General features: G+C 53.0%; 16 protein-coding genes. 5 read left to right on the forward strand and 11 right to left on the reverse strand.

From position 1 onward, the window contains the following. Position 1 precedes the first annotated feature (1 nt). Both B5D39_RS00785 and B5D39_RS00790 read right to left on the reverse strand, forming a co-directional pair. A complete protein-coding gene (locus tag B5D39_RS00785; RefSeq protein ID WP_078788475.1) occupies positions 2-1,201 on the reverse strand; it encodes an efflux RND transporter periplasmic adaptor subunit in 1,200 nt (399 codons plus the stop codon). Positions 1,202-1,250: 49 nt separating this feature from the next. Then, positions 1,251-1,850 carry a TetR/AcrR family transcriptional regulator gene (locus B5D39_RS00790; RefSeq protein ID WP_078788476.1) on the reverse strand — a complete coding sequence of 200 codons (600 nt, stop codon included), beginning with the start codon at positions 1,848-1,850 and terminating at the stop codon, positions 1,251-1,253. Between the two features lie 269 nt (positions 1,851-2,119). Between B5D39_RS00790 and B5D39_RS00795 the strand changes: the two genes are divergently transcribed. Beyond that, the gene (locus tag B5D39_RS00795; RefSeq protein WP_078788477.1) at positions 2,120-2,716 is read left to right on the forward strand and encodes a TetR/AcrR family transcriptional regulator; all 597 of its coding nucleotides are present in this window, start codon (positions 2,120-2,122) and stop codon (positions 2,714-2,716) included. Between the two features lie 50 nt (positions 2,717-2,766). Beyond that, positions 2,767-3,609, forward strand: coding sequence for an OmpA family protein (locus B5D39_RS00800; protein WP_078788478.1), 843 nt, complete (start codon positions 2,767-2,769; stop codon positions 3,607-3,609). 30 nt (positions 3,610-3,639) lie between these two features. On the opposite strand, the gene B5D39_RS00805 is transcribed toward B5D39_RS00800, so the two are convergent. After that, positions 3,640-4,542, reverse strand: coding sequence for an AraC family transcriptional regulator (locus B5D39_RS00805; RefSeq protein WP_078788479.1), 903 nt, complete (start codon positions 4,540-4,542; stop codon positions 3,640-3,642). A 221-nt stretch (positions 4,543-4,763) separates the two neighbouring features. Between B5D39_RS00805 and B5D39_RS00810 the strand changes: the two genes are divergently transcribed. Both B5D39_RS00810 and B5D39_RS00815 read left to right on the forward strand, forming a co-directional pair. Continuing rightward, positions 4,764-5,951 carry an iron-containing alcohol dehydrogenase gene (locus B5D39_RS00810; protein ID WP_078788480.1) on the forward strand — a complete coding sequence of 396 codons (1,188 nt, stop codon included), beginning with the start codon at positions 4,764-4,766 and terminating at the stop codon, positions 5,949-5,951. A gap of 27 nt (positions 5,952-5,978) precedes the next feature. Beyond that, positions 5,979-7,037: an alpha/beta hydrolase gene (locus B5D39_RS00815; RefSeq protein WP_078788481.1), complete on the forward strand. Its 1,059-nt coding sequence runs from the start codon at positions 5,979-5,981 to the stop codon at positions 7,035-7,037. Positions 7,038-7,084: 47 nt separating this feature from the next. On the opposite strand, the gene typA is transcribed toward B5D39_RS00815, so the two are convergent. From typA to B5D39_RS00840, 5 genes are all read right to left on the reverse strand, one after another. Beyond that, entirely contained in the window at positions 7,085-8,887 is a 1,803-nt protein-coding gene (gene typA / locus B5D39_RS00820; protein WP_078788482.1) for a translational GTPase TypA, read from the reverse strand. Between the two features lie 107 nt (positions 8,888-8,994). Further along, a complete protein-coding gene (locus B5D39_RS17180) occupies positions 8,995-9,498 on the reverse strand; it encodes a hypothetical protein (RefSeq protein ID WP_208610528.1) in 504 nt (167 codons plus the stop codon). Positions 9,499-9,599: 101 nt separating this feature from the next. Next, the gene (locus B5D39_RS00830; RefSeq protein WP_078788483.1) at positions 9,600-9,929 is read right to left on the reverse strand and encodes a DUF5684 domain-containing protein; all 330 of its coding nucleotides are present in this window, start codon (positions 9,927-9,929) and stop codon (positions 9,600-9,602) included. Between the two features lie 173 nt (positions 9,930-10,102). Beyond that, positions 10,103-11,995 carry a sensor domain-containing diguanylate cyclase gene (locus B5D39_RS00835; RefSeq protein ID WP_161947397.1) on the reverse strand — a complete coding sequence of 631 codons (1,893 nt, stop codon included), beginning with the start codon at positions 11,993-11,995 and terminating at the stop codon, positions 10,103-10,105. 55 nt (positions 11,996-12,050) lie between these two features. Continuing rightward, complete coding sequence (locus B5D39_RS00840; protein ID WP_078788485.1) at positions 12,051-12,881, reverse strand: PhnD/SsuA/transferrin family substrate-binding protein; 831 nt, start codon at positions 12,879-12,881, stop codon at positions 12,051-12,053. 113 nt (positions 12,882-12,994) lie between these two features. Here B5D39_RS00840 and uvrB point away from each other — a divergent pair, with 113 nt between their 5' ends. Continuing rightward, positions 12,995-15,016, forward strand: coding sequence for an excinuclease ABC subunit UvrB (uvrB, locus tag B5D39_RS00845; RefSeq protein WP_078788486.1), 2,022 nt, complete (start codon positions 12,995-12,997; stop codon positions 15,014-15,016). A gap of 278 nt (positions 15,017-15,294) precedes the next feature. Here uvrB and B5D39_RS00850 read toward each other — a convergent pair whose 3' ends face one another. From B5D39_RS00850 to B5D39_RS00860, 3 genes are read right to left on the reverse strand one after another with little or no spacing between them, the layout of a single operon-like run. Then, the gene (locus B5D39_RS00850) at positions 15,295-17,454 is read right to left on the reverse strand and encodes an ATP-binding protein (protein WP_078788487.1); all 2,160 of its coding nucleotides are present in this window, start codon (positions 17,452-17,454) and stop codon (positions 15,295-15,297) included. Further along, complete coding sequence (locus B5D39_RS00855) at positions 17,451-18,320, reverse strand: HDOD domain-containing protein (protein WP_078788488.1); 870 nt, start codon at positions 18,318-18,320, stop codon at positions 17,451-17,453. Before B5D39_RS00855 ends, B5D39_RS00850 begins: the two co-directional genes overlap by 4 nt. Then, positions 18,307-18,642, reverse strand: a complete 336-nt coding sequence (locus tag B5D39_RS00860) for a hypothetical protein (protein ID WP_078788490.1) — start codon at positions 18,640-18,642, stop codon at positions 18,307-18,309. Before B5D39_RS00860 ends, B5D39_RS00855 begins: the two co-directional genes overlap by 14 nt. Positions 18,643-18,733 lie beyond the last annotated feature (91 nt).

The raw sequence follows: 18,733 nt of genomic DNA on the forward strand, positions 1-18,733 counted from the left end.
TTTACTTTGTAGCGGCTGCTGGTTGCTTGGCTGCTGAAGGTGCTGCAGGCGTTGATGTCCCAAACGGCACCGCCTTAACCGGGGTGCCGGGGCGGGCCTTCTGAAGTCCTTCCAGAATTATTCGATCTCCCGTTTTCAAGCCATCGGAGACCAGCCAGTTTTCACCAACGGTCCGTACCACCTTGATTACACGCGGCTCCACTTTCTCTTCTGTCCCCACCACCATCACCATCGCATCTCCCTTGGGATTACGGGTTACACCACGCTGGGGAACCAGGATCGCCTGCTCATCAACCCCCTCCTCCAGCAGGGCACGTACAAACATACCGGGCAACAGCACCTGTTTCGGGTTGAGAAAGGTTGCCCGCAGGGTGATTGAGCCGGTGCTCTGATCTACGGTTACTTCAGAAAATTTGAGGATACCCGGCAACGGATAGGCACTGCCATCTTCCAGCAACAGCTTGACCTTGGCCTGGGCCGTTGCACTATCCTTCTTCAACTGGCCGGAGGCCAGATTTTGCTTTAACTTCAGCAGTTCAGCACTTGATTGCGTGACATCAACATACATGGTTCCCAACTGCTGAATAGTAGCTAAAGCTGCGGCCTGATTGCCGGTCACCAAGGCACCGTCAGTTACTGTTGAACGCCCGATGCGACCTGATATCGGTGCAACCACCTTGGTGTAGGCCAGGTTGATCCGGGCTGTTTCCACTGCCGCCTTGGCAGCGGCCAGCTCTGCCTCGGCCAGCTTAAGGGATGCCTGGGCATCATCATTATCCTGCTGGCTGACCGCCTTGATCTTAACCAGGTCCTGATAACGCTCTGCCTTGAGACGTACCGAGCCCAGAGTTGCCTCTGCCTTGCCCTGACCCGCCTTTGCACTGGCATAGGCAGCCTGATAACTGGCTGGATCAATCTGGTACAGCACCTGACCAGCCTTTACGTCACTGCCTTCCACAAAGACCCGCTTCTGGATAATGCCACTCACCTGTGGCCGTACCTCTGCAACCATCTGTGCTGAGGTACGCCCTGACAGCTCGGTGGTCAGGGCAACACGCTGGGTTTGCACCGTGATTACACCGACTTCAGGCGGGCCGCCCTGCGGCTTTGGCGCCTGCTTTTTGCCACAGGCAGAAAGGGTTAAACCGGCCGCCAACAGCAGGGCGGCAGCTATTAATCGGGAACTGTTAATCTGCAACATAGTTGATACCTCTCGTTCTATTGTTCTTATCTAAAACTGTTCAGACAGATTATTCGTGCCGCTTAAGAGAATCCCAGCATGCCCTTGCTATCTGCTGTATCAGCAGATCATCCAGCTGGATAAAACCTAAAATATGGTTGCGGGCCACCGACACAACCGGACCAAAGGCCAGATCAAAAAGCACCGGCATTGGCAGATCTTTGATCACCTGCAACTCCACCCCTTCGGTAAATAACCGCTTGTAGATGTCGCACTTGCAGCTTGAGTCACTGCTCTCCGTATTCCCCAGCAGCTTATCGCGGCGAAAATCCGTACCATAGGGCGAATTATGAAATTGCTCGATATACTTGAATTCTAGCGGATGCGTAATGAAATAGTCCAGAACGCCCATGGCAAGATGCATAAAACGGTCACAAATCGGCCTGTCTGCGACATAGCCTTCCATAAGCCGGGTGGTAATACGGCTTTCAAGCTCTGCATACAACGCAACAATCAGGACATCCTTGTTCTCAAAATAGCGGTAGATCGTACCTGTTGCCACCCCGGCCTGTTCGGCTATGGCTGCGCAGGGCGCTCCGTGAAAGCCCTGTTTGGCAACCAGTTCCAGCGTTGCCTGAAGCAATAGCTCCCGTTTGTCATCTCGTGCCATGATACTCCCCAAACAAAAATGAATGATCGTTCATTCATTACGCTTTTCTCTTTTGCCGGTCAAGAGGAAATATCTGCATCACGCTATACCGATACAACGTATCTCTACCGTTAAAGTATGAAGATAGTATGAACTGTTTGTGAAATTTTCAGCAGATTGCACATATCTGACAGCATCCCATCCAACCGTTTCGATACCTGACGTCCAACTAGCGTCTATCCTCATATTTTTGCTTGTTTTAAATAAGTGACCGGTCGTATACTAATTTCATGAGTAGACCTAAAAATCCTGACATGATTCGATCACGGCTGCTTGATGCCGGACTTGCCGCCTTTGCCAAACGTGGTTATCACGGCACCGGCATCAAGGAAATAGTCGATACTGCCCAGATCCCCAAAGGCTCATTTTACAACTATTTCAAGAGCAAGGAAGAGTTCGGCTTGGCAATCGTATTGCGCCATTCTGAAGAGTTCTGGCAAAAATGGCATGATAGCATTGATGCAACCCAGCCTGATCCGCTCGTTGCCCTGCGCACCTGTTTCAACCTCATGTTAACGGAACACCTCTGCTGTGCGGTTAACACCTGCAGCGTGGTCGTTCACCTGGCTGGTGAGATCTGCGAAGGCAGTGAACTCTGCCGCTCCACCATGAGTGCCGTAGTACAGGAGTGGTCTAAAAATCTGGCTGTGCTCATTCGACAGGCACAACTTGCTGGAACCATACGGCAAGATATTGATGCACCGCAACTGGCCACACTCTTTTGGGATGCCTGGCTGGGGGCGATGCAACGGATGAAGATGAATGACTCGGTAGAGCCGCTTAACCAACTGGTGGAGTTGATGTTTGGCACCCTTTTGAAGGCGTAATTTTTTTTGCCCGCTACTTAAGACGACCGGTCATATTAAAAGGTGACACCATGGCCATTAAACGAGAACCGGAAAAACATGCCAATCATGAGCGCTGGCTGGTTTCCTATGGAGACTTTCTAACCCTGCTGTTTGCAGTGTTTGTTGCCATGTACGCCATGGGACAGACCGACAAGAAAAAGGCTGAAGAGCTTACGCAATCCCTGCGGGAATCCTTCGGTTACTCCACCCGCGCCTCTGCCGGACAGAAAGGCGTGCTGCAATCCCAGGACATCAAGCCGATACCGGCCATCAAGCCGGAAATGGCGGTGATTCCAATCACACCGAAAATGCCGCCAGCCGGACCACGGCAGGGTAACGACGGTGGTGGTGCAGGTTCAAAACAGCTGGCAGGAGAAAACGAGTTTCGTGAAATGGCCTCCTCAATAGAGGCCTATCTGGTTAAACAAGGCTTCCAGAACAAGGTGACGCTCTCGATTACCCAACGCGGGCTGGTGATCAGCCTGAAAGAAGCAGGCTTCTTTGATTCCGGCAGCGCAAAACTGAAGCAAGACTCCATATCAACATTACGGGGTATTGCCGCAGGACTGCAGCAATACACCAACCGGTTCCGGGTAGAAGGACACACCGACTCCGTACCGATCCGATCATCGGAATTCCGCTCCAACTGGGAACTTTCAACGGCGCGGGCCACCAATGTGATTCATTTTCTGGTTGATTCAGCCGGTCTTAGTCCAAATTCGTTATCTGCAGTGGGGTACGGTGAGTTTCAGCCGCTTGTTGATAACAGCACACCGGAACAGCGGGCAAAGAACCGACGGGTAGATATTGTGGTGTTGGCTGCAGAGGCAGCATCGGGGGAGGCGAAGCCGGAAACCATCAACCTCCACTAAGAGCCTGACATGTATCGATCCAACTCCATCTTACGAGGCACGTTGCCGTAGGTTTGTAATGTCCCGCAACGGTGGCGCACCAAACAATCGACTATACTCGCGACTGAACTGGGAAGGGCTTTCATAGCCGACTTCAAAAGCTGCCGTGGCCGCATCAAGCTGTTCTGCCAACATCCGTCGTCTGGCTTCATGCAAACGCAGATGTTTCTGGTACTGCAATGGACTTAAGGCGGTCATTGAACGGAAGTGATGATGAAAGGTTGAGCTGCTCATGCTGGCCTTGTCAGCCAAATCCTCAATCCGTAACGACTGCGTGTAGTTTTCTTTCAACCATTCAATAACCCTGGCTATCTGCTGGCTCTGACTTCCAGCCACCGCTATCTGGCGCAGACGTGTCCCCTGGTCACCCACCAGCAGACGATAGATAATCTCCCGCTGGATAACCGGCGCCAGAATCGGAATATCCTGCTCTTCATCCAATAACTCCACCAGCCTCTGAAAAACAGTCAGCAACGGTATGGTCACCTCTCCGGTAGCCATACCACGGTTTGCTTGCTGTTCACGCGGTGCCGGCAGTTTACTGTCTACCATCAACTGTGAAACCACCTGCAGGTCAAGCTTGAGCGACAGTCCCAGGCACGGCTTTGCCGGGCTTGCCTCAACCACCTGAATGATTGTAGGCAATTGCACCGACGTAAGCAGATAATGCCGGGCATCATAGACAAAGCTATCATCACCCAGCAGTATCCGCTTGGCCCCCTGGGTGATCAGGCAGATGCTTGGTTCATACAAACCACTGAACGGCTCAGTCGGTCCATCCACCCTGAAAAGTGTAAGTTCCGGGATGGCAGTTGCAGACAACTCTCCATGGCTGGTTAATCGGGCAATTTTCTCCCCTAGGACATCACGAACAGATTCACTGGCATTTTGCATAGCCCCTCCTAATTTCGTGCATATACAACAATTTCATCAATTCATATTTTCATTTGAGTATATCGGCCAGATCGCATCAGAACAATATTTATGAGGGCACCTGCAGGATCGTGCAAGAAACAAAGAGGATCGTTCTACTGGGTTTGCTTACGTAGGAGTAGAATAGTTTCATCAAAAAATCTTATCGGTTGTTCGCAGTAACAGCCAACAAGGAGATGGAGATGAACTTTGAATATTACAATCCAACCCGTCTGATCTTTTCGAGCGGTTCACTTAAGCGCCTGGGGGAGGTAAGTGTTCAGTACGGTAAACGCGCCTTGCTGGTAACCGGCGGCGGCAGCGTCAAACGTAACGGTGTATTTGATCGTGCAGTGGCGAGCCTTGAACAGGCCGGTATCGCTGTCGCGGAATGTTCCGGTGTCGAGCCCAACCCGAGAATCACCACCGTCAGACGAGGCGCCAGGATCGCCCGGGACGAAGGCTGTGATCTGATCATCGCCCTGGGCGGCGGCAGCGTAATGGACGCAGCCAAGGTCATGGCCGCCGCGCATTACTATAATGGCGATCCGTGGGACATGATCTACCACGGCCAGCCCAAGCCGTATCTCCCAACCCGTGCACTGCCGGTTATAACAGTGCCGACCCTGGCCGCCACCGGTTCCGAGATGAACATGGGGGCGGTCATTTCCAACGAGGAGACCTGCGAAAAGTCTTTTGTCCAGGCCGAGTGCCTGTATCCCGTGACCGCTTTGGTAGACCCAGAACTAACGATCAGTGTGCCTCAGGATCAAACCGCATACGGCATCTGCGATATCATCACCCATGTCACTGAAGCGTATTTTAACGGTGTTGACGGCACGCCGGTTCAAGACCGCTTTGCCGAAGGGACCATCCTGACGACCATACAATACGGACAACGAGCACTGGCAGACGGCAATGATCTGGAAGCCCGCGCTCAGGTGCAGTGGGCCTCGATTGTCGCACTGAACGGCTGGGTTAACGCGGGTACCAACGGTGGGTTTCCCGTTCACATGATCGAGCATACCTTGTCCGCCTATCATGATGTCACCCACGGAGCCGGGCTGGCAGTGGTCAATCCGGCATGGATGCGTTTTGCTGCCAGACACAGGCCGGAAAAGTTCGTGCAGTTTGCCGAACGCATTTTCGGTCTCAGAGGCAAAGATGCCGATAACCTGGATTGCGCACTGGAAGGAATCAAGCGTTTTGAAACGTACCTGCACTCCATCGGCTGCCCGACCCGTCTGTCAGAGCTGAAGATCGACGACACCCTGATCACACGGTATGCCCAGGATACCCTGCGTATTATCCACGACAAACACGGCAACCTGCCCGGACGTCCGCCACTGAGTGGAAGCGATATTGAGCAAATACTGCGCTCAGCACTGTAATCTGTACAACAAAAGGAGGAGTTAGACATGATTAACCGAAGCATTATTACTTTTTGCTTTTGCATCCTCACAGTAATAACCCAGGGTTTAACCGGCGTTGGCATTGCATCAGCGGCAGACCTGTCCAATGGAGCAGACAATTTTTACAAGAGCACCAAGGTAACCATGCAGAAGGTTACGTTTAAGAATCAGTACAATATGAAGGTCGCGGGAAATCTTTTTATTCCCAAAGGCTTGAAAAAGAACAGCAAAAATCCCGCGATCATTGTCGGGCATCCCATGGGTGCAGTGAAGGAGCAAAGCGCCAATCTGTATGCCCAGAAAATAGCTGAACAGGGATTTGTCACTCTGTCTCTGGATCTGTCTTTCTGGGGAGAGAGTGAAGGGCAGCCTCGCAACGTTGTTGCACCGGACATCTATGCCGAGGATTTCAGTGCTGCGGTGGATTTTCTGGGCACCCGACCGTTTGTTGACAGATCCCGGATTGGGGCCATCGGGGTTTGCGGCAGCGGGAGCTTTGTAATCAGCGCAGCCAAGATCGACCCGCGCATGAAAGCAATTGCGACCGTCAGCATGTACGACATGGGCGCTGCCAACCGCAATGCGCTGAAACATTCGCAGACCCTTCAGCAGAGGAAGCAGATCATTGCAGAGGCAGCCGAACAACGTTATCTGGAGTTCAAGGGCGGTAATACCAAGTACACCAGTGGGACCGTGCATGAGCTGAAGGATGATACTCACCCCATTCAGCGAGAGTTTTACGACTTCTACCGCACGCCACGGGGGGAATTTACGCCGAAAGGTTCATCACGCAAGCTGACCACCCACCCAACGCTGACCAGCAACGTCAAGTTCATGAACTTCTATCCGTTTAATGACATCGAGACGATCTCACCCCGCCCCATGCTGTTCATCACCGGTGAGAACGCCCATTCCAGAGAGTTTAGTGAAGAGGCATACAAACTTGCAGCAGAACCGAAGGAGCTCTACATTGTTCCGGGCGCCGGGCATGTGGATCTGTACGACCGGGTGAACCTGATTCCGTGGGATAAGCTGGCAGCGTTTTTTACCAGCCACCTAAAATAACAAAAGGCCGGGTTTCCCCGGCCTTTTCAGCTACTATATCGTCTCTATTACTTGTTTTTCTTTTTCCGCTGGTTCGGATCCAGTTCCTTCTTACGCAGACGAACCGAAGAGGGGGTTACCTCCACCAGCTCATCATCATCAATAAATTCAAGCGCCTGCTCCAGGGTCATGCTGCGGGGTGGGGTCAGCTTAATGGCATCATCCGAACCGGAAGCCCGCACGTTGGTCAGCTTCTTGCCTCTGCAGGAGTTAACCTCCAGGTCGTTATCACGGGCATGTTCACCAATGATCATACCGCCGTACACCTCAACACCGGCGCCGATGAACAGCGTACCACGGGGTTGCAGGGCGTCCAGCGAATAGGCGGTGGTTTCACCATGCTCCATGGCGATCAGCACGCCGTTTTTACGGCCAGGAATTTCACCCTTGTAGGGGGCATACTCGTGGAAGGTATGGGTCATGACCGCCGTACCACGGGTATCGGTCAGCACCTCACCACGCAGGCCGATCAGACCACGGGCAGGCACGATAAACTCCAGACGAACCATCTCGCCCATCGGATGCATGGCCACCATTTCACCTTTACGGGGGCCCATCTTCTCGATGATTGCACCCTGGAACTCAGTGGCCACATCCACCACCAGATATTCCATCGGCTCCATCTTGACGCCGTCTTTTTCACGGACAATAACCTCTGGCTTGGAGACTGCCAGCTCAAACCCTTCACGACGCATATTCTCGATCAGGATTGACAGGTGCAGCTCACCACGACCAGATATCTTGAAGGTATCAGGGGAGTCGGTATCCTCAACCCGCAGGGAGACGTTGGTACGCAGCTCTTTGGTCAGACGCTCGCGGATGTTACGGGAGGTAACCCACTTGCCTTCGCGACCGGCAAAGGGGGAGGTGTTAACGATGAAGTTCATGGCCAGGGTCGGCTCATCAATGGAGACATAGGGCACTGCTATTGGATTCTCAGCCGAGGCCAGGGTCTCGCCGATACTGACCTCATCAAAGCCTGCCACGGTGACGATATCACCGGTGCCAGCCTCCTGGATCTCCACCTGCTTCAGGCCTTCATAGCCCAGCAGTTTGGTGATCCGGCTGCGGCTGACCGTGCCGTCCTGCTTGATCATGGCCACGGTCTCTCCAGCCTTGACCTGACCATTAAAGATCCGGCCAGTAGCGATCCGGCCGATATACTCATTATAGTCGATGTTGGCGATCAACATCTGGAATGGCGCTTTTGAGTCACCCTTGGGAGGACGTACATTTGACTCAACCACGGCAAACAGCGGTTCCATGCTGTTGGACTCAACACTCACATCCAGTTTGGCATAGCCCATCTTGGCGCTGGTGTAGACCACCGGAAAGTCAAGCTGCTCGTCACTGGCTTCCAGTTCGCAGAACAGGTCAAAGACCATGTTCAAGACTTCATCAGGCCGTGAACCGGGACGGTCAATCTTGTTGATGACCACAATCGGCTTCAAGCCAAGATCCAGAGACTTCTTCAACACGAAACGGGTCTGGGGCATCGGCCCGTCCAGCGCATCAACCAGCAGCAGCACCGAGTCAACCATCTTCAAGACCCGCTCCACCTCGCCGCCGAAGTCGGCGTGGCCGGGGGTATCCACAATATTGATCTTGTACTGACCGTGGTGGATCGAGAGGTTTTTTGCCAGGATGGTGATGCCACGCTCTTTTTCAAGGTCGTTGCTGTCCATGACCCGCTCGGTAATGGCTTCATGTTCCCGGTAGACACCGGCGTGCTTTAACATGGCGTCAACCAGGGTGGTCTTGCCGTGGTCAACGTGGGCGATAATGGCGATATTACGAATTCGTTCCTGCATGGGGTGTTCTCCTCGAACAAAAATAAACGGACGGGCATGAAGCCCGTCCGATGCAGTACACTTATTACAGAATTTCAATATTTAGGCAAGGGGTTTATGGAAACAGCCTACAGTGGACGATAGGCATCATCTGTTTCCGATTTAAGCCTGAAGAAAACTTCAGTCTTCTCAGAATTAGCGGCAAATACGCGGTCGCCCTTCTTATGCAGAAAAGTCATGACATATGATTTACGATCCGAAGCACGTTCGTAACTGACCGTAACGTCCTGCGCAGGCTTAAACCCGGCCTGTTCAAGGTTGTCTGGATAAAACTGGTTGCTGGCGAAATACGATTCGCAGTTTATTTTTGCATTGCGTATGTCTGCAGCAGCGATGCTGTTTGATCCCTTGACCTGATAGGTATGATACTGCGGAATAGCAATGGCCGCCAAAATACCGATCACCGGGATACTGCCAACCACCAGCACAATCACCAGGATCAGACCGACAGAGGTCTTTTTGGCAGGCGTACCAAGCCTGCTGCCGCCTGTCATCTGGGCGATACCACACTGCGGGCAGTACAACGCACCTTCTACATCGGGAATTTCTTTACCACACTTGGTGCAATACATAGAATTTCTCCAAGCCTACGGCTGCATGAACGGTATTAGTTGACGCACAAAGGACGGGCAGCAAGCCCGTCCTTTGTGTACAGAGAGTAAAAACAAAGAGATTAACCCTGAAAGCGCTCATCTCCAAACCCAAGCATCGGATAGAACACAAAGGGAAGGAAAACCATACCGACGGCAAAACCGCCGCCCTTGCCGAACTTTTCTGCCAAAGCGATCGAGACCATAATCAGGATGACGATGTTGATCAGCGGAATCAGCAGTAACACAATCCACCAGACGGGCTTGTTGACGATCTGCAGCAAAATAAACAGGTTATAGATCGGCACAATAGCGGCCCAGCCAGGCTGACCAGCCTTTTCAAATACCTTCCACATGCCCGCAATAGCCGCTACAATCATCACCAGATACAACAAACTTACAATGGCGCCCATCTCCTACTCCTTTCTCTTCTGAAAATCGGTTCAAAAAACCTGATATCTTTTGTTTAACATAATTTTTCAAATGTTCAAGCGGACCAAATAAATATTTTTTATCTTAATACGCCCTAATTCATGTGCGGCCATTACATCTACACCGCTTGAACAGCCCTAAACCCTGAGAAAGACTAGCTGTTGCCGCTTTTCACGCACGCTCTACCAGCCTGCTTTGCGGCATACATCAAAACATCCGCTCGCTGTACTAACTGTTCTACCGTATCGCCGGGCTTTGAAACGGCCACTCCGAAGCTGGCAGTTACACAGCCTACCCCCTTCACGGTTGACGTGCGCAAATCCTCCAGCAAACCTTCAGCAAGGGCAGTGGCCGCAGAAAGACCGGTGTGGGGCAAGAGCAGTACAAATTCTTCCCCTCCCCAACGAGCCAGACAATCGGAACTCCGTACCCGCTTCTGAATCAAGGCCACCAGAGATTGAAGCACCTGATCACCCGCATCATGCCCGTAGCGATCATTAATCTGTTTAAAGTGATCAATATCCAGCATAACCAGACTGAATGGCTCTCCATGACGCTCGGCCCGATACAGCTCCTTTAACAAGGTTTCCTGCAGAAAGCGGCGGTTATAGACACCAGTCAACGGGTCGGTAATGGATAACAGTCGCAACTGTTCCTCAAGCTGCTTCTGCTCGGTGATATCACGGAAAACCGTAACTGAGCCGACCACCCGCCCGCTCTTCAACATCGGCTGGCTGGCAACCTGCACCGTTAACAGACTGCCATCCTTATGGGCAAACTGCTCTTCCCCCTCATAACGCCCTCTAGTCTGAATCACCCGATAAATCGGACATTCTTCCAGCGGAGTATGATTACCGCCGCCATGACGATGAAACAGATCATGGGCAATAGTGCCCAACAATTCATCTTCAGCAAAGCCCAGCAGCTCTGAAGCCCGTAGATTGGCAAAAGTGATTTTCCCATTGCCGTCAATAACATACACGCCATCAGCGATGTTCGAGGTAATCAGGGCCAGACGTTGTTCCTGCTCAAGCACGGTCTGCAGACTGCTCAGAAACAGGTAGAGTGCGGTTCCACCGAACAACGTCATGATGGTGAAAATCAGCAGGTTAGCCCGATGGCTGCCAAAAAGACTTTCAAGCTCAGGTGCCCGGACAAAGGTGAGCATTACGGCGCTGGTAACACCATCGGTATCATGCAGCGGGATCAAGCTAATCTGATAGGTATGACCAGCATGCCTTACCGAAACAGAATCCGGCTTTTCTGCGGCCAATACAGAAAGAAACTCCTGATTGTTTTTGAGTAATTTGCACAGTTCCTGGGATACAGGAGCAAGCGGAGGAGAGGAGTCTGACAGTTCTCGCCGCGGATCTTCCACCAACCATTTTTGGCTGAATGGTGATGGGGCATAATGCTTCTTATGCTCATCAAACAACTTGGGTAACAGGACCTCCCCTTTCAGAAGCAGCAGATAATCCTTGGCGGGATCAAGATCATGCAACCCTTTACGCACCGCCTCAAAGGGCTGGGACAGCTCAACACTACCCAGATGCTGGCCTTGCCAGATAATCGGAAAAACATTGCGAAACCCGATAATCACCCGGCCGGTTTCAAAACCAAAAATCGGTTTGCGGGTCCGATTGGCCTCAACCACAGAAGGACGGCTGGCAACCAGAGAATCCCCCGAGTTGTGGGGAGAGTGAAAACGGAGGAACGAACGGTTATCAGGCGTATGAAAGTGCAACTGCCGCACATCACGCTGGCGAAACTGTTCGTAAACAGGAGAAAGCTTTCTATACAACCTGACCCGCTCAATATCCTGCCGGGAGCGGTCATCTGTCCGGGCAGTCTGCAGAATTGACAACACCGCTGGCTGCATAATGTAGCTGTCAAAATAGGCCTGCATGGCAGTGCGATGTGCTGTTGTAACCGCCTGCCACGCTACTTCTTGAGCGTGGGTCTGGCCGGCAAGCTGCAATTTCTTCTGCATATGCCATTCATGACGCAGGTAGGCAGCACCGCAGATCCAAAAAAGCAGAGACAGCATGCACACACTTAAAAAAGTTCGTTTATGATGGATACTGGGCATTTTCATCTACTTATTACCGGGAGAACCTCATGTTTTGACGAATTAAATCGTAATGGGCGTCAACAACAGGTGCAAAACCATGCCGCCCCAATATTAGGGTAGCACGGTCCTTCGATGAGGAAGAAAGCAGAGCCCTGCTAATCTCCTTAATCTGATCAGGAGTCAGGGTTGTCTTGTTTGCAACCAGTACAAAACCAGGAAACGGTGGTGTCTCTTCAATCACCCGCAAGGTAAGGTTAGCGTATTTTTTTGCCACAGCGGTCTTCATGGTGCCAACCTCATAGTTCCCCTTAACCACCGACAGCGCCACCTGATCCTGGTTACCAAGGTACTCATGATGCAGTGCCTCCAGTTTAACACCATATTTTGCCAGCAGATAGCCTGCTGTCAGGTGACCACAGGTTGAGAGTGGTTGTGAAAAAGCGATTGAGCGATGCACCTGCCTGACTGAGGTCGGTCCATCAAAGGCGGTTACCATGGCGCAGGTATAGCTGGCCTTCCCATCCGGTTCATTAATAGCAGCCACCGGCTCTGCCTGGGGATAACTGCTTTTCAAAATAACATAGGGCAGCGGCCCCAAATGGACGATATCAATCTGACCCAGCTTGAAAAGACGCAGGATTTCCTCGTAGCTTTTTTCATATCGGATGGTGACAGGAGTTTTAAGCTGTTTTGACAAATAGGAAACCAGCGGGCGATTGGCATCAAGAACGGTTTCAGGCTGCTCAATCGGCAATGGCGTATAGACCAGCTCTCGGGCTGAAACATAACCTGATGATATAATCTGACCTGACACCAGGACAACAGCAAGCCAAGCCAGTCTGCTCCATTTCAGCTTTGCCATATACAACCCCAAGTAAATTAGTAAATTACAAAACAGGACTTTTTATATCGCATTTGGTCGCATGTCAACTACAGGCAGACATTTCATTACTACTAGTATAGAGTACACCTGTCATGTCAGATTTCAAGCTAGCAACTACGTACACTCCCAGCGGAGACCAGCCCCAGGCAATTGATGAGCTGGTGGCCGGGTTAAATCGGGGCGACAAGCACCAGGTACTGCTGGGGGTGACCGGCTCCGGCAAGACCTTCACCGTGGCCAACGTGATCGCCCGCACCGGCCGTCCTGCCCTGGTGCTGGCCCCCAACAAGACCCTGGCTGCCCAGTTGTACGGCGAGTTCAAGGAGCTGTTCCCGGATAATGCCGTGGAATACTTTGTCTCCTACTACGACTACTACCAGCCCGAGGCCTACCTGCCAAACACCGATACCTTCATTGATAAGGACTCATCAATCAATGACGAGATCGACAAGCTGCGCCACTCTGCCACCATGTCACTGCTGACCCGTTCTGATGTAATCATCGTGGCGTCGGTCTCCTGCATCTATGGTATCGGCTCGCCCGATGCCTATCAGGCCATGCATATCTTCTTTCACCAGGGCGATGACTATGGCCGCGATACCCTGCTGAAAAAACTGGTGGAGATCCAGTATGAACGGAACGACACCGACTTCCACCGTGGCACCTTTCGGGTGCGGGGGGATGTGATCGAGATCTTTCCGGCCTACGACAGTGAACGTGCCCTACGGATCGAGTTCTTTGGTGATGAAGTGGAGGCGATCTCCCAGATTGACCCACTGCGTGGCGTGGTGCTGCAGAAGCTGACCAAGGTATCCATCTTCCCGGCTTCGCACTATGTCTCCAGCAAAGAAAATCTTGAGCGTTCAGTGGCCCAGATCCGGCTGGACCTGGAGGAGCGGATCAGGCTGTTCAAGGATCAGAACAAGCTGGTGGAGGCCCAGCGGATTGAACAGCGCACCTACTATGATATCGAGATGATGGATGAGATGGGCTTCTGCCAGGGGATTGAAAACTATTCCCGCTATCTGGACAACCGCCAGGCCGGTGAGCCCCCCTTTACCCTGATCGACTACTTCCCCAAGGATTTTATCCTGTTTGTGGATGAATCCCACATCACCAACGCACAGGTTGGCGGCATGTACCGGGGCGACCGCAGCCGCAAGGAAACCCTGGTGGAGTACGGATTCCGCCTGCCTGCCGCACTGGATAACCGTCCGCTTAATTTTCAGGAGTTTGAATCGCGCATCAATCAAGCCGTGCATGTCTCTGCTACCCCGGCAGATTATGAACTGCAGCAGGCAGGCGGGGCTTTTGTGGAACAGGTCATCCGCCCCACCGGCCTGGTTGACCCGCTGATCGAGATCCGCCCCGTAACGCCCCACCCTGATGCTGGGGGGGTAGGCCAGGTGGATGATCTGCTGCATGAGGTACGCCTGACCGTGGCAAAAGGGGACCGCGTCCTGGTTACCACCCTGACCAAGCGGATGGCAGAAGAGCTGACCAACTACTACAAGGAACTGGGGGTACGGGTACGCTACCTGCACTCCGACATTGATACCATCGAGCGGATGCAGATCCTGCGTTCACTGCGCCTGGGAGAGTTTGACGTACTGGTGGGGATCAACCTGCTGCGGGAGGGACTGGATCTGCCGGAGGTCTCGCTGGTGGCGATCCTGGATGCAGACAAGGAAGGGTTCCTGCGTTCTGCCCGCTCTCTGATCCAGACCTGCGGCCGGGCTGCCCGGAACGTGGATGGCCGGGTGCTGATGTATGCCGACCAGGTCACCCGCTCCATGCAAGCCTGTCTTGATGAAACTGAACGCCGCCGCACCAAACAGCTGGCCTACAACACAGAACATGGCATCACCCCGGAGACCGTCAAGAAGGGGATGCGCAGCATACTTGAATCAATTGCTGAAAAGGATTATGTCACCCCGCCGGTGGTGGCGGATGTTCAGGAAACCTACGGCATAGAGTTGAGGGAGATTCCCAAGCTGATCAAGAAGATGCGCAAGGAGATGCTGGCTGCTGCAAAAGAGCTGGACTTTGAAAAGGCGGCAGAACTGCGGGACCGGATCAAGCAGCTGGAAGATGCGGAGCTGAAACTGGGGTAAAACAGTAAACCATTTTGCCGCTAAAGAACGCAAGGAGCGCAAAAAAACAATCTGCGAACCACTAATCCCCCCAAAACAGTTGCACACGGAGAGCAAAGTCATATAGTTACAACATGTTACCAATTTAACCCGTCGGCTTATTACTTATTTTAGGTTTTCTCCGCGAGCTTCGCGGCTTCGCGTGAGTAACTGCCGTTTTCAGGTTAATCGAAAACCTTACCTCGTTACTCGTGACACCCAATGCCTTTACCTCTTTGCGTTCTTTTGCGGCAAAAAGATTACTCCCCAACCGCCGCCTTAAACTCTTCCAATTGCTGTTTAAGTTTCTCAAGACCCGCCGGAGCCCCCGTGATATCACCGGCCTTGGCATCGGCCTCAATGGCTGCTGCGGTCTCCCGCATCTGCATGGCACCGATATTGGCAGACGATCCTTTAATGGCGTGGGAACTGGTCCGTACCTTGTCCGGGTTCCCTTCTGCAATCGCCTCTTCCAGGGCCACCATGTTCGGTTCAACCCCCTTAAAGAAGAGCCCCATAAAACGGGGGATCAACGCCTCGGCGCCCCCCAGCCGTTCCAGCAGATCCGCCTTGGCATAGACCGGAATTCCATCGTCAACAGCTGGTGCAGGAACAGACGTTGCGGTGGCCTCCGGCACCGGCTCAGCAACAGCAGAACCACAGTAGCGCTGCAGCATCTCCAGCATCTGGGCCGGCTTAACCGGCTTGGACAGATAATCATCCATGCCGGCAGACAGACATTTGTCTCGATCATCCTTACCGGCATAGGCGGTCATGGCAACAATCGGTGTCCGTCCGTCACCCCGTTCTTGCTCCAGCTTCCTGATTGCAGTGGCGGCCTGCAGGCCATCCATTTCCGGCATCTGCACATCCATCAGCACAATGGCAAACCGACCAGCAGCAAAGGCGTCAAAAGCCTCCTGACCGTTGGTTGCCTCAGTGATACGATGTCCATAGCGTTCCAGCACCGCCTTGGCCAGCTCCCGGTTTACCTCTACATCGTCAGCCAGCAATACGGCCAGCCCTTTGGGTGGTTCCTGGGACAGGGCAGCCGGGGTGCCTTCCCCTTCAATCACCACATCCTCAGCAACCGCTGCCAGCAAGGCCGTAAAAATGAATCTGCTTCCCTGTCCAGGCTCACTTTCCACCCAGATTCGGCCGCCCATCAGTTCTGCCAGGCGGCGACAGATGGTCAGGCCCAGACCGGTACCGCCAAACTTTTTGGTGGTGGTAACATCGGCCTGCTCAAAGGTTTCAAAGATGCGTGACTGCGCCACAAGCGGAATACCTATCCCCTGATCAGCCACGCAGAACCGCACCAGCAGCCCGGCATCCAACTGCTGCTCAAGCTGCGCCGAAACGGTGATTGCACCTCTTTCACTGAATTTCAGTGCATTACCCACCAGATTAACCAGAATCTGGCGCAGCTTATAGATGTCACCATCCAGGCGATCAGGCAGTGCCGCATCCACCTGAATTACCAGCTGCAACCCTTTCTGTTCTGCCTTCAGCCCTAGAGAGTACAGGCCTTGTTCAAGATTTTTTCGTAACAGGAACGGCCCGCAGCACAGCTCCAGCTTGCCTGCCTCAATCTTGGAAAAATCAAGAATATCATTAATAATTACCATCAGATTGTCGGCAGAATCCCGGATTGCCAGCAACTGTTTGCGCTGCTGCTCCGGTGTAAAGCCTCCCTCAAGCAACAGCTCGGTCATCCCCATCACACCGTTCATCGGGGTGCGGATTTCATGGGACATGTTAGCCAGAAACTCGCTCTTGGCCCGGCTGGCTGCCTCTGCCTTTTCCCGAGCCACTGCCAACTCACGGGTCCGCTCCTCAACCCGTTGTTCCAACGTTGCCATATGTTCCTGCAGCAGGCCTCGCAGACTGGCACTTTCCAGGGCATAGGCAGCGGCATTCAGCAAAATAGAGAGGGCATTCAGGGAGGGGGCATCAATGGTGGCCGAGTGACCCGGCACCAGACCAACAAACATACCGTGGATTCGTGAGCGGGTAGTAATGCTCTGCATCAAAAGCGTTACATTCTCCTGGGCCGGTACCATCACCGCCTGGTTGCGATTCAAGGCCCAGGCAAAGGCACCATCCTGAATGGCAACATCAACAGCCTCCTGCAACGTGGCACTGCAGGGTATGCTGTCACAGGAGGTCAGTTCAAAGCTGCCGTCGTCCATCGACTCCAGGATACCGGCCAGGGAAAACGGGATAAGGCGCCGAACCTGGGCCAGCGTGGCCTGAAAAATAGCCTGCAACCCTTCAGCACGTGCCAGGTCAGCCTGAAAATCACCACTGCTGGCCAACATCTCAAAGATGGCAATATAGCGGCGGTTTGACTCTTCAAGGTAGCTGACCCGTTCCTGCAAAAATCCGACATCATCTGCAAGCTCTTCCTGCCGTGTCATACACCCTCCGACAGAATGGCAAAGGTCTCTTCAATCTGTGGTTCAGCCTGTTTCAGCACCGCTCCCAATTCATGGGGCGACATCCCCAGCCGCTCCCAGGCAGCGCCATCAAGGGGAGGGACAAACCGCTCGCAGCTCTGGCCCAGTTCAAAGGCCTGACAGATTATATCTGAAAGATGGATCAGGGAAACTTCCATAGGAAACTGCTCTGCCCGTGACGGTCGATGGTGAAAAGCGACCGGATCAGCAATATTTGCTGGGATTTTCCACTCCTTCAGTAGGGCTCCACCCGCCTCGGCATGGTCAAATCCGATCCGTTTCAGCTCAACATCAAAATAGAGCAGACCTTCTGACTGGGTCTCTTCAATCATCTGCCGCACCAGATCGCCCAGCACGGTTGCCATAATCAACTGCCCCACATCATGGAGCATACCAGCCACAAAGAACCGCTCCACATTGGCTTCCCGACGCCAGGTAGCCAAGGCCCGGGCAATGATGCCGCAGGCAATGGAGTGGCGCCAGAAGGTGGCCATGCTCATCAACTCTTCAGGAATCCCCTTGAAGATCCCCATCACTGAGGCAGCCAGGGCAAGGTCCCGTAACTGCTGGGTACCGATAATGGTAACCGCCTTGCTGATGGAATCCACCTTGCCAAAGTAGCCGAACATCGGGCTGTTAGCCAGCCGCAGCAGGCGGGCCGTTAACCCCTGGTCTTCAGTTATAATTTTACCGATATCATCAATGGAGGTGCGGGGATGGTTGATCGCCTCATTAAGCCGATCATAGAACAGTGGCAGGGAATAAACGGTACTGGTGCGGTCTATCAGCCATTGAACCGTATAGGTGGGAGCATCAGCAAAGGCCATGCTGAATCCTCCTGATAGCGGCCAACCGCAGCAGTTCCCGCAGGGCGGGGTGTTCGGTGCCGGAATGTATGAAGTGCGGCAACAACGCCTCTTCAGCCGCTGCCAGCGCTGCAGGATCTATCTCAGCCGGTAGTGGCGGCTCATTATCCACATAATCAATACCGGCTATGTCGGCTTCTGCCACACCCCAAGTACGGAAGATGGTCAGGTGTTTCTGGTTCAGCTCCGCCCCGGCCCCCAACAGCATACGACCGTTGCGGTCAAGCACATCGCTTGCCAGTACCATCCCGATCTCAAGATTATCAAGTGCCACCAGTCCCATGCTTTTGGCCTATCCTGTTCTCTGAAGTTCTATTAGAATACCATCTTTACAGGGCAACTCAAGGATTAGTCTCCTTTTTCATCTTTTTGAC

The organism is Trichlorobacter thiogenes (assembly GCF_900167465.1).
GTDB lineage: Bacteria > Desulfobacterota > Desulfuromonadia > Geobacterales > Pseudopelobacteraceae > Trichlorobacter > Trichlorobacter thiogenes.